Origin of the sequence: Prevotella sp. P4-51, from assembly GCF_002251455.1 — a bacterium.
Classification (GTDB): Bacteria; Bacteroidota; Bacteroidia; order Bacteroidales; family Bacteroidaceae; genus Prevotella.
The window spans coordinates 153,508-165,984 of record NZ_NPJM01000059.1 but is presented as its reverse complement, the minus strand read 5'-3'; the positions used below and the strand labels follow the sequence as shown (position 1 = coordinate 165,984).

Here is a 12,477-nt window from a genome sequence, read left to right as displayed (position 1 = left end):
TTCAGCATAGCATGTATTTGACGATGTGATAACCATTATAGGCATAGAGCCAGAGGGTAAGTGCCACGATGACACCACGGCAGAGGGGACGCCAGCGGGTGGGTCGGGCCAGCAGCGCAGCCATCGCCACGGGGATGACGAATATCCAGTGGGCAGTCATGATATATATCTCGTTGAGCCCAAAGCCTATCCCGACATGGAGCAGCATATCGAGGCCGAACCACGACAGACAGAGCCACAGCAGACGATTGCGCCGACCCATCCAGATGCCTGCCAGAAAGAGCGCGGCGATGATGGCCTCGACGACGTAGTTGACCGCCCAGCGATACTCGATAATCATGGGGCGGAAGCGGCTTTGGTCCTGAAGCAAGTAGTCGGGGTGCAGCTGGATAGACTCGCCGAAGAGATTTTCCACGACCGACGCCACGCGCGGCGAGGTCTTGTCGCTCCACCGCATAAACTCGCCCTGCATAAACGGCTTGCCTTTCTTGGGCTGGTGCTTGGGCTTGGGCTTGGCTGCCACTGGTGCCGGCTGTGCAGGAGACGGCTGCTGCGCCTTGAGCTGTGCCTCCCGCTTCTGCTCGGCACGCTTTTGGGCTATAGCCGCATGGCGGGCGTTCTCGCCGGGAGCCACGAGATAGTGATACTCATAGCGTGCGCCGACCCAGATGACCAAGGCGGGAACCACCACTGCAAGCAGCAGGAACTTGGGGCGGAAGAAGCGGCGGCCGTTGACCACGAGGCCAGAGAGGAAGACCTTCAGCCCGTTGTTGAGGGATATGCCGGCAGTGACCACAAACAGCACTATCGCCGCCGGCAATGACATCTGCAGGCGCCGCGTGATAAGCAAGCCCGAATAATAGAGGACAAAAAGCAGCACGCAGAGGGACAGCACGAAGTGGTCGGGCACCATGGCGGTGACCATGACAAAGGCAAAGGAATAGAGGAAGAACGACAGCAGACGGGCGTCGGTGCGCGCGAGTCCCATCACCTCGACCAGCAGACGGTAGAGGAACAGGAAGGCATACCACGCCGCCGCCACCTGGATGGCAGACATGATGAAGAGCGCACAGTTGATGCCGGTCATCCACATCAGCGCCTGGTTGAGCAGATAAGGTACCCACATCATAAACGCCAACAACGGATGGCGGTACACATTGTATCGCGCGTCCCAGTTGGAGACGACATAATAGGATATAGGGTCAAAGCCCGAGATGTGGAACTTACCGACAAAGAGGTTCCAGTAATGGTCGGTAATCGGGGTGAAGACTCCGTAATAATGGATGATGGTGAGGGCGTTGAGCGCCACCAGCAGCAGCGCCACAGCCAGCATCATCCACCGCTCGTCGCGGCGCAGCCGAAACAGGTGGCTCAGAGATATGGGTGTAGAGATAGGATTATGGGTCATAGACAGTAACGTAAATCTGTGGGCATTACCTCTTGAGAAAAAATCTCACCAGGATAAAGTTGACGGGGACGCAGATGGCAAACATGGGGATGGGTGCCCAACTCTCGTCGACACCGAGCCATATCGCCACATTGAGCACGGCTATCTGCAGGAGATAGTTGACGGCATGGGAGAGGGCGAAGCCGGCGCCATGGCTCACACTGGCCTTGACGCGGAAGGTGTAGCGGGTGGAGGCGGTGAAGTTGAACGCGAAGCTGATGGCATAGGCGATGGTCATGGCCAACGAGGGCGCCAGCCTGGGCAACAAGAGCCAATAGACACCATACTGTATGGCGGTGGCGATGATGCCCACGATGCCAAAGCGTACAATCTCGCCCACCGTCTGGCGTCGGCGGTTATCTGAAGGGCTTGTAGTATCCTTGGTCTGCATAGTCTAACATTTCTTTGTCGCCCCGGCTGTCGCCGAAGGCTGTCAGATGATAATTGTCGCGGTCGGGAAAGACCTCTCTGATACGGCGCACCTTCTCGGGACCATAGCAGTTGGGCGTGGCAAAGCGTCCGGTGAGTCTGCCATCGCGGGTCTCGACCTTGGTGCCCAACACGACAGGCCGGCGGTGGGTTCCGGCGACCTCGTCGAAGAACGGCGCCACCCAGTTGTCGATGCTGGCGCTCACGATGGCCACCTCGGCGCCCTCTGTCAGTGCCCTACCCAACTCGCGGAGTCCCTCTTGGCGCAGCAAATGGCGATGGCTGCGGGCGAAATCGCGGCAGGCGGCATCGAAGCGTGCCTCTTCCCACCCGCCGAAGAAGTGGGCAAAGAGCCTCTGCTTGGCTTTGTAGTTGGGATAGAGGTGCATGAGCATCAGCACTATCCATGGCGAGCAGAGCGCAAAGCCCCACAACATCGCCCATCGGCCACAGGCGTGGCGGATAAAGGCTATCAGCGTGTCGCTATGGGTAAGCGTGCCGTCGAAATCGAAGACAAAGACTTGGCGCATGGGTCAGATATAGATGATGAAGAGGAACGCCAGGAACCACGCAGCCACGATGAGCTGGGTCGAACGGTCTTTGAGTATCACCTTGGTAGGGTCGCCGCTCTTCTTGTCTACCACCGCTATCTGTATATACCTCAACAGACCGAGCAAAACGAAGACACTGGTGAGGTAGAGATAGTCGTTATGGAAATGGGCGAGGGTCTCGGGCGACACGGTGTACATGATATAGCATACCAGCATCACCGAGCCGGTGATGGTGATGGCCTGGTTGATGAAGGTGAGGTTGTAGCGGATGGTATTCTTGCGCGGCGCCACTCCCGTGGCCTCCATACGCAGCACATCGTCGCGCCGCTTGGCAAAGCTCAGGAAGAGGGTGAGCAGGAAGGTCATCAGCACAATCCACTTGCTCAGCACGATGTCGGTGGCGAAACCTCCGGCGAGGATGCGCAGCACAAATCCGAACGCCACGATACACACGTCGATGATGGCCTTGTCCTTGAGGCGTATGCAGTAGAGCACGTTGAGCACCAGGTAGAACACCACTATTCCGCCCACTGCTTTCCACTCGGTGAGCAGCGACAGCATGGCCATAGACAGTGCCACCATCACTCCCATCATGAGGTATGCCTCGCCCACCGATATCGCGCCCGAAGCTATGGGGCGATTACACTTGACGGGATGGGCTCGGTCGGCCTCAACGTCGATGATGTCGTTGAGACAGTAGATGGCCGACGCCGCAAAGCAGAACGCCATCCACGTGACGGCACCTGCGCCGAGCTGGTCGACATCGAAGATGGCTCCACCGAAGAAGATGGGGATGAAGACGAAGAAGTTTTTGACCCAATGGCGTACACGTATGACGCGCAGGGCACCGATAATTTTAGCTCTCATAGCCTAAGGAGTTTGATTACTACATTCAACAACTGATGTATCAGCCACGCCAGGGGTATGGTGATGGCCAGACAGAGAAGGGCGGTGGGCCAGTAGCCCAGCGCCAGCGGTTCTATGTACTTCAAGATGAAGTGGCAGTGCAGGAGGTATATCTCCAGACTTATTCCTCCTACGAATGTCAGCGCCGCAGCTACCCTCTGGGGCAGGCAGTGCAGGTAATGGCAGAGCCAGAGTGTGGCTGCAAGGGTAAGAGGGATATATAGCATGCGTTCGAGGAAGATAGGGAAGCGCCCATGTGCCGTCTGCTCGAGCGCGATGCAGAGTGCCTGCGTGAGCAGGGCGGTGACAGCCACCACGGGCAGCGCGGCGCGGGGCAGGGCATACTGCTCCTTGACCCACTGACCGGCTACGATGCCGATAAAGAAGATGGGCACGCGGCTCCAGAATATCTCGATATGTCCCACGGCTTGATGTACGGGCGGCAGATACTGCACCGCCACACACCAGGCCATCATCAGCACGGGCAGGAGGCTCCACCAGCGGTTGCGCATGACCAGCCTCATGAACCAGGGTGCCCACAGATAGAGCATCAGTGTGGCGGGGATGTACCAGAACGTCAGTTCGTCGTGTATCCAGAAGTCCCAGTTGACGGTAATGTCGCCTATCAGGTCGGGTAATGACGACGAGAACCGCCGCGGTCCGAGATAGTCGGGCAGATAGAACGCCGTCGATGCGAGCAGCCATGCCGGCAGTATGCGCAGCAGGCGGCGACGGTAGAAATGGAGCAATTCGGGACGCTTGGTCCATGCAAACCACAAGCCGATACCGCTCAGGAAAAAGAAGATGTCCACTCCCATGTTGCCCATGCGCTTCAGCCCGAAGAAGGCGCTGCTCCGCGGCAGTGCCACGTGGAAGAGCACAATCATAATGATGGCAATGCCCATCAGCACTCCGCGGTAGCGCGACAGGCTGGCCCACTCTATTCGTCTCGCGTCCATCGTTCAGAGTTTAGGGTTAGGTATCTTGTTCATCAGCAGGCGGAAGAGCCATGCCAGACATATCGAGGCTATCAGGTAGAGCAACAACCCGGTGTAGATGTCGCCGTGGCGACTTATGGGGATAAGCATCTTGCGCACTATGGGGTGACATACGAAGAGTGCTGCTGATATCTGGCCCATCCATTCGAGCCCGTAAAGCACGGGGTGGCCCACTCTCTGCCACCAGCCGGCTATCCACTTGACCATACAGATGGCTCCGACGCAGATGATGGCGGGAGCCACTGCCCACAGGCTGAACAACAGGCTGCAGGCATAGGTGAGCAGACACGACAGGATGAAGCCTGCGCCCCACAATGATGGCGACCAGCGTTCCTGTCGCAGCCCTTCGCCATAGCGGGCATAGAGCAGGCCGAGGCCGAAGGGCAGCATACCGCCCATGAAGTTGTAACGGTAACGGTTGATGGCATCTCCCTCGGGACTCATCATCAACTGCAGTCCCACGCAGACCACCATCAGCGCCACGGTCACGCCCCAGTGACGGCGGCAGAGTACCAGCCGATAGACGATATACAGCTGCAGCATCAGCCCGAAGAACCAGTAGGGTCCGGGCCATATCTGATGGTCGGGGTCGGGCAGCAGGTTGTTGACCATAACCAGCTGGGCCAGCACCTGGGTGACGGTGTAATGCCAGCTGCCGGGGGTGACGGCGTCGACCAGGACAAACGCCACGAAGCCCACGATCATCATCTTCAGCAGTTTCAGGTAATGATAGCGCACAAACTGCCATCTACCGGGCACTCGGGAGCCATCTCCGGGAATGGCGGGAGCCTCATACTTCTTTACCAGACCATAGGCACTGAGGAAGAGGAACACCGGGACGCCGTAGTGACCAAAGAACGACAGCAGATGCACAGGGAGATAGATGTCGGGATGGCTCAGCACCTGGTTGAGCACATCCACATTGTGGCGCACGAAGGTGTATTCGTTCTCCTTGACAATGGGGCTGAGCCAGTGGCAGAAGTTGTGGAGGAAAATGCCAATGATGGCCACACCTCTCAGTACATTGCACTCGGCGCGGGTGAGCAGGGGCTGGGCTGAAGTATTGGATGTCATATTTATCAGTTATTTGAATGGGGTGGAAACAGTGTTGGCTGGTTTCGCAGGCGGCACCAGCTTGTCATAGTCGGTTTTTCCCTTGAGCAGACGGGGGCGCGAGGCGTCGTAGTCATCGCTCAGGATATTGTAGCGGGAGCAGTAATCGGGCGTGGAGATGCCGGCGAGATAGAGCAGCAGATGTGGCAGCGCGTCGGTCATGTATGGACGCTTGCGTGCTTCTACTATCTGCTTGAATATCTGTGGATGACGCACGGCATAACGATGGGTGCAGTAAATCCAGAAGGGTATCTCAAACTCATACTTGGCCAGTCCGTAGTCGATTTCGGCTGAATGGTTGCGGCAGATGATGCCACGGTTTTCCTCGTAGCACTCTTCACCGTGGTCGGGCATATAGATGACGATGGCATCCTGGTTGTCAAAGCGGTGGCAGATAGCGTCGACGATGGAGTCATTATAGAGCACGGCGTTGTCATAGTAGCTCACCATCTTGCGCTGCTTGGCAGAGAGCTCCGGACGCCGTTCCTCATAGTCCGACGCATAGAAGTGGGTGCGCTTGTGGGGATAGCGGTCGCGATAGGCCACATGCTGACCCAAGAGGTGGAAGATATAGAGGTTGCCACGGTTCTTGGCGGTCGAGTCGGCTATCTGGTCATAGTCCGAGAGCAGTCCGTCGTCATACTTGTGCACCTCGGTGTTGCGGGTGTCAAACTGGGCAGCACTCAGCGTGGGATTGTTCAGGAAGAAGCCGCCGCTGAAGTCGTAGACTGCCTCCTTGGCTTTGGGCAGGAATTGGTTGGTGAGGAAGGTGACATGATACCCGGCGCTGCGGAACACCTCGGGGAAAAGGGGATAGTCGCACCACTCGCCCGGCTGCCCCATGACGTGCAGGGAGAAGGTGTTCTTGAACACAAAGCTGGTGAGGTTCCACGGCGACACCACGTCGGTAAACTTCACCAGTCGTCCGCGGCGCTCGCGAGCCGACTGCCGTGGCGTCGTAGGCAGCTCATAGCCATACTGCTGGGAATGGTGCTTGCCGTAGCTTTCACCGATAATCAGCACGATGGTAGGTGAGCGGAAAGAGCAGGTGTCTACCTGTATTTTATCCACGTTCTGCACCAGACGGTTTATCTGCTGTGCGGCGAGCGAGTTGGCATACACGCTGAAGGTGAGCCTCCACAGGGGCGTATAGAGCACGGCGTGCTGCGGGTCGGTGAGCGTATGCTCCACCTCGCCTATCGTACGGGCTGAGAGGAGCTTCGCCAGCGCCGTCTTGTTGTGCCAGCTCGACACCGTGGCCCACACGCCAGCCACCACGACCAGTCCTCCCAACACGGGAGCATACTTCTCGGCTACAGGCAACAGCCGCTGCTTCAGCCAATGGCGCTTCCACACCGCGAGGGCATGAACTCCGATGAGCAGGAACACCCCTCCCACCGGACTGAACACCACCTCGGGCGAGAGGTAGGAGCGCAGAAACTCGCCCGCCTCCCTCGAGTCGGTCTCGTCGACGAGCAGCAGCATCGTGGGGGTTATCGTCGACCGGAATTTCCAGAAGCAATAGATGTCCACGATGGCCACACTGTATACTATTATATATATAAGGCGACGAACCCACATCCTTACCTTGCCTGGAAGGAGCATAAGCAGGGCGCAGACGACATAGATGTCGATGAAGAGTTCGAGATAGAGATTGCCATAGAGGTGTATGCCCTTGATGTTGGGCAGCGTGAGCCACTCGCCCACCACCCCAAGCAGGTACATGGTGACAAAGAATAGGGTGTTGGCCTTGAAGGGGGCAAACAGGAGGGTCAACAGTCTGTCAATGACATGCAATGTCTTCGTTTTTTCTACCATAGATTGCAAACTTACTGAAAAAAAGCCAAACCACGACGGTTATTGCAGAGAAAATTGCTACTTCCGCCGGCTTTATGGCGCTTTCGGGGCATGGCTTAGGCTCCGAAGTCGCCGTGGAGGGTACGGATGATGCGGCGGCGTGCCTTTGCCCAGAACGAGTTGGTGCGGGCATAATAGCGCTCAAACTCTCTACGCGCCTCGAGGTTTTCCTCGATGGGCTCTATCTTCTCCACAGCGAGACGGTGGGGATAGAGCAGCGAGTCGTAGAGCCCTCCGCCACCACAGTTGGTGCCGCTGCCGTCAAAGCCTTCGTTGGCAACGAGCGAGCGACCCACGTTGAGCGACAGGATGTCGGCGAGGAAGAGCGTGGCATTCCAGCGGATGGCCCACGAGTCATTGATACCCTGGGTCTGACGGCGCAGCATACGCGTAAAGCCATACTTGCCGTTGAAGTCAAATCTCCGGGTGAGCCCGCGGGCACGCAGCTCGGCGAGCAGTGCCTTGCCGTCGGGGTTGAAGTGACGCCAGGCGCGCTTCCAAGTAGCCCAACCCCAGCTGCCGGTCCACTTGATGAGAAAGGTATCAGGCAGAGGGGCGTGGGTGAAGTCGCAGGCCTGAATATGGCCCACGCGCTCTTCGTCTTTGTAGGTCTCGAGGGCGTCGTTCATAAACCTCAGGAAGTAGGGAGCCACCACCAGGTCGTCTTCGACCACGATGACGCGTCCGTAGGCGTTGACCACCTGCGTCACACTGTCTATCACGTTGGCGGCGAGACCGTAGTTGCGCTCACGCATCACGAGATGCACCTCTCTGAAGCCATCTACGCTGCGGGCTATCTCCCTCACGCGTTCCACCGGTGCCGGGTCGGTGCCGGGCTTGGCTCCGTCGCAGTAGATGTAGAGGTCCGACTGCGCCGCCTCGGCATTGCGGAGAAGCGAAGCCACCGCCCGCTCCACGTGTTCTGGCCTGTTGTAAGCCAGGAGTATGATAGGGGCTGTTTCCATTATCTGTAATTGTTGATGTCTACGTTGCACGACTCGCTGCGAGTCTTCTCTATCTCGCCCTGCAGGTCTTTGAGCTGGCGCCATATCCTGACAAAACGGCCCAGACGCCACCACTGCAGGGTAATGATGGCCATGAGTTCCTTCTTCCACAGTGCCAGATGGTTTATCCGGTGTATATGCTTGTACTTCTCATTGGGATTGGTCTCCTGCGAGAGGTGATAGACAAACTCGGAATGGATGAAGGCGTCGTGGGTCACCTTGCGCTCTTCGCGGGCATGACTGCCATAGACGCGGGGCAGAAATCCGATGCGGTAGTGATGGTATGCCATGCGGTTGGCCAGGTCTTTGTCTTCGCCGTAGTGCTTGTAGATGGGCGCGAAGAGTCCCACACGCTTCAGGGCAGCCACAGGCATATACCAGATGGCTGCATCGATGAAGGGCACCTGCACCAGCGGAGCCTCGGGTTGGCTGTCCTTGCTCTGCACACCACTGTAGACCGCGAAGCCATGCTCTATCTTGTCGCCGCTGCCGGTGAGGTGGATGGGCGAGAGTATGCCGTAACGGGGATGACGACGGCTCGCCTCAGCCAGTCTGCCTAAGGCGTCGGCGTCTATCCATGCGTCCTGGTTCAGCAGCAGCACGGCGTCGTAGCCATGGTCTATGGCGTAGCACATACCGATATTGTTGGCACGGCCGAAGCCCAGGTTCTCGCTGTTTCTCACGAGCATCACCTGGGGATAGCGTCGCTCTATCTCTGCCACGGTCTCGTCCTTGGAGCAGTTGTCTATCACCATGATGTCGGTGGGAGTCTGCGAGTGGATGAGCGACCCCAGACAGCGATCTACCCACGGCATGAAGTTGTAGGACACGATGATGGTCAGTGTCTTCGTCGCCACGGGCGCAGAGGGCTCCAACTTGTCGGCGGTCGATGCGTCGGTCGCCTCGTAAGGTATCCTGCCGATACATGCCGACGCTGCCGAGAAGGTAGAACGGTGCGAACCGAAGATGCGGCTGGTACGCGAGAGCACATACATCTCGACTACAGCGTTGCGTATGCCGTCGGCGGTAGAGCGGCATGCCTCGGCGTCCATACTGATGATGCGGTCGCCAAACTCGCCACGCATCAGGGTCTTTATCTCTTCCTCGTCGGTGGCGAGATAGAAACGGGTGTCGGCTTGCTGCAGTTCCATACACTCCAGGAAGTCCTCGGTCTTGCTGCCCTGGATAGAGCCGGCATTGTCGGTACGGCGCACGTGCACTCCCACGGTATTGTCGCCGAAGTCGCGGGCTATCCGGTCTATCTCGGCCTGTATCTCTGTCCTGGGGTGGAAGATGTCGTAGGCGTCGACGGGCACGTGGTCCTTGTCGGGGAAGTAGACGCAGCTCGAAATCCACACGTTGTGCGTCTTGCCATCGGCAAAGCAGCGGTCTATCTCGTCCTCGCTCTGCACATTGGCAAACATCCTGACGCCGTGGCTGAGCATGTAGAGGTAGGGGCGGTAGAAGTTCTTGCGGCGGGGACGGTCCCATCGCTTGAGGTCGTCGGCGGTGGCCTCGATGAGTCTCACGCCGTCGGTGTCGATGGGCAGGAAGAGCTGGTCGAAACGGCAGGCCAGTCCGCTGTCCACGACCCAGTAGATGTCGATGTCGCTATGGGTCTGGCGCGCCAGCTTTATGCCGGCACTGATGGCCTTGAGCCGGTTGCCCAGTCCGCCAAAAGGCACCAGGGTGATATGTGAACGGGGTTTCTGTGTCATCGTATTCGTGGTAATGGGATAAACTTGGAGACAAAGGCGCGGCAGGCGGTGAGCAGACGGCGCATGGGGCGTGGGCGCTGGCTCTTGACCATGTTGTGGCGGTACCTGTAGATCTCGGCAGGGCTCCAGTCGGGCTTGTATTGGCTCACCATCTGCAGATAGGTGCCTGCCTCTTCGTGCTTGCCACAGTCGTCCATGCTGTTGGCCATGTCGATGCAGTTGAGGGCGTTGGCGCGACGCAGAATGTCACACACCTCGGGATTGCGGTCGGCGAAGTAGCCGATGAGCAAGTCGCGGTTCTTGCGCGAGATTTCAGCGCGGCGGGCCTTGTCGCCTCCGGTCCAGATGCTGGTGGCCAACTTGCGATAGACAGCCATCACGCGGTGCATGTAGTATACCTTGCCATACTGCAGGGTGAGCAGATGCATCACCAGGTCATAGCTTGTCACGCGGTCCATCCACTCCGGCAGTTCGCCGAAGACGCCGCGACGGTAGCACACCGACACGTTGGTGATGGGGTTGCACAGGGCAATGTCGTTGATGGTCATCTCGTGACGCTGGCCGCCATTGCTCAGACTCTTGGTGCCGTTGGCCTCGTAGTAGTTGACCACCCGGTGGAAGCACATGGCATACTCGGGGTGGCTGTCGAGGAAGTCGGCCTGTATCTGCAGCTTGTGGCGGTCGGTCCAGAAGTCGTCGGCCTCGCAGATGGCGATGTAGCGGCCGGTGGCTTCACGGTAGGTGCGCACGAAGTTGCGCGCCAGACCCACATTGTCGCTATGGTCGAGCAGCCTTATGCGGTCGGGATAGCGCTGCTGCCACTCGCGGCAACGCTCGGCGGTGGCATCGCTGCTGCCATCATCGCCGATGATGAGTTCGTAATCGAAGTCGGTCTCTTGGAGCACCACACTGCGTATGGCCTCATCGACATATTGTTGCTGGTTGTAGGCGAGCATCAGCACGCTCACCTTGACGTCTCTGTTCATAATGTTTCTTTCTTAAGCAGTAAACGGATGGCATCTTTGAGTATCTTGCTGCCGGTGGCATAGGCCAGCAGGGTATATACCGCCGCGCCCACCACTATCTGCAGAGGCAGCAGCAGCCAGGGCTTGTCGACCACCAGACCCACACTCCACACGGCGGCAGCCATTACCATGGCCAGCAGCAGATAGGGAACCGTGTCGCAGAGTTGCGCCCACATGCCATAGCCGGTGTAGCGTTGGGTGTAATATATATTAATAAGGTGTACCACGCCTCTTACCGCCATCAGACCAGCCACCATAGCCAGCACGCTCTCGCGGGCAAGCAGGGCTATCGACACGGCGGTGAGTGCCATCTTGATAATCTCTATGCGCAGTATGCCCGAAGAGCGCCCGCTCACCTTGATGAAGTTGTTGTTGATGGCGGTGAGCACGGTGAAGCAGCCGCCCATGCACAGCAGCTGGAAGAAGGGTTTGGCATCCCACCACTCGCTCTTGAAGAGCAGACGGAAGAGCGCCGGCGCCACCATCACGCCGCCGATGAGCAGCGGGAAGGTGAGGAATGAGGTGAAGCGTATCGACTTACGGTAGGCGTTGATGAGCCTGTCGTGCTGGTTCTGTATGTTGCTGAAGATGGGGTATGTGGCGTTCTGTATGCTGCCGTACACCAGACTCACTATGGGGTCGCATATCTTGTTGCCCTGGGTAAACAGGCCCAGTTCGCGCTTGGGGTAGAGTCGCGGGATGACAAGCGAGTAGACATTGATGAAGACCACGTTGAGCAAGCCCGAGAGCAGCAGACTCGACGCGAAGCCGAAGAGGTCGCGGATGATCGCCATGCTGAAGTAGCACTGGGGCCGCCAGCGGTTGGTGGTCCAGAGCAGCCCACTCTTCACGCCGGCGAGGATTACGGGCTGCCACGCCAGGGTCCACACGCCACAGCCGCAGAGCGCCATCACGATGGCAGCCAGTGATGACACAAGCATCGCCGCCAGATTGACCTTGGCAAGGTGGCGGAACCGTATCTGCTTGTTGAGCAGGGTGGTCTGGATGAGCATGGTGGCGTTGAGGGGCAGACTCAGAAAGACTACCGCCGAGAGTGCCACCAACTGGGGCTCGCCAAAGTATGCCGCTATCCAGGGCGAACAGCCCAAGAGCAACAGATAGAGGGCGCTGCTCATCGCGAGATTGAACCAGAAGACCGATGAGTAGTGGCGGTCGTCGGCATCGTGACGCTGGATGAGGGCGGCGCCAAAGCCGCTCTCGACCACCAGATTGCCCACGGCGGTGAAGATGGCAAGCATGGCCACGAGGGCATAGTCGTCGGGGCAGAGGATGTTGGCTACCACGATGACCATGGCCATCTGCAGGACCTGCTGACCGCCACGGTCGAGCAGGTTCCATATTATGGCTCCTATGGTTTTCTGTTTCAGCGTCTGTGCCATGCTTCAGCGGTGAAGGGAGTTTGGACTCC

General features: G+C 58.3%; 11 protein-coding genes. All 11 read right to left on the bottom strand.

Annotation, left to right across the window (positions count from 1 at the left end):
* Position 1: 1 nt before the first annotated feature.
* Positions 2 to 1,408 (bottom strand): DUF6080 domain-containing protein, encoded by a 1,407-nt coding sequence (locus CIK94_RS10065; RefSeq protein ID WP_094422926.1) that lies wholly within the window; start codon positions 1,406 to 1,408, stop codon positions 2 to 4.
* Positions 1,409 to 1,433: 25 nt separating this feature from the next.
* Complete coding sequence (locus CIK94_RS10060; RefSeq protein WP_094384506.1) at positions 1,434 to 1,838, bottom strand: GtrA family protein; 405 nt, start codon at positions 1,836 to 1,838, stop codon at positions 1,434 to 1,436.
* A complete protein-coding gene (locus CIK94_RS10055) occupies positions 1,804 to 2,406 on the bottom strand; it encodes an HAD family hydrolase (RefSeq protein WP_094422924.1) in 603 nt (200 codons plus the stop codon). The genes CIK94_RS10060 and CIK94_RS10055 overlap by 35 nt, the downstream gene beginning before the upstream one ends.
* Before the next feature lie 3 nt (positions 2,407 to 2,409).
* A complete protein-coding gene (locus CIK94_RS10050) occupies positions 2,410 to 3,294 on the bottom strand; it encodes a decaprenyl-phosphate phosphoribosyltransferase (protein ID WP_094384510.1) in 885 nt (294 codons plus the stop codon).
* On the bottom strand, positions 3,291 to 4,292 hold the full coding sequence (locus CIK94_RS10045; protein ID WP_094422922.1) for an acyltransferase: 1,002 nt from the start codon (positions 4,290 to 4,292) through the stop codon (positions 3,291 to 3,293). Before CIK94_RS10045 ends, CIK94_RS10050 begins: the two co-directional genes overlap by 4 nt.
* A gap of 3 nt (positions 4,293 to 4,295) precedes the next feature.
* Positions 4,296 to 5,405 (bottom strand): acyltransferase, encoded by a 1,110-nt coding sequence (locus CIK94_RS10040; protein ID WP_094388581.1) that lies wholly within the window; start codon positions 5,403 to 5,405, stop codon positions 4,296 to 4,298.
* A 9-nt stretch (positions 5,406 to 5,414) separates the two neighbouring features.
* Positions 5,415 to 7,262 (bottom strand): phosphoethanolamine transferase, encoded by a 1,848-nt coding sequence (locus tag CIK94_RS10035; protein ID WP_094422920.1) that lies wholly within the window; start codon positions 7,260 to 7,262, stop codon positions 5,415 to 5,417.
* A gap of 95 nt (positions 7,263 to 7,357) precedes the next feature.
* On the bottom strand, positions 7,358 to 8,266 hold the full coding sequence (locus CIK94_RS10030; RefSeq protein ID WP_094422918.1) for a glycosyltransferase: 909 nt from the start codon (positions 8,264 to 8,266) through the stop codon (positions 7,358 to 7,360).
* Complete coding sequence (locus tag CIK94_RS14765; protein WP_254046194.1) at positions 8,266 to 10,023, bottom strand: glycosyltransferase; 1,758 nt, start codon at positions 10,021 to 10,023, stop codon at positions 8,266 to 8,268. The genes CIK94_RS10030 and CIK94_RS14765 overlap by 1 nt, the downstream gene beginning before the upstream one ends.
* On the bottom strand, positions 10,020 to 11,009 hold the full coding sequence (locus CIK94_RS10020; protein ID WP_094422916.1) for a glycosyltransferase: 990 nt from the start codon (positions 11,007 to 11,009) through the stop codon (positions 10,020 to 10,022). Before CIK94_RS10020 ends, CIK94_RS14765 begins: the two co-directional genes overlap by 4 nt.
* The gene (locus tag CIK94_RS10015) at positions 11,006 to 12,448 is read right to left on the bottom strand and encodes a lipopolysaccharide biosynthesis protein (RefSeq protein ID WP_094422914.1); all 1,443 of its coding nucleotides are present in this window, start codon (positions 12,446 to 12,448) and stop codon (positions 11,006 to 11,008) included. The genes CIK94_RS10020 and CIK94_RS10015 overlap by 4 nt, the downstream gene beginning before the upstream one ends.
* Positions 12,449 to 12,477: the final 29 nt, after the last annotated feature.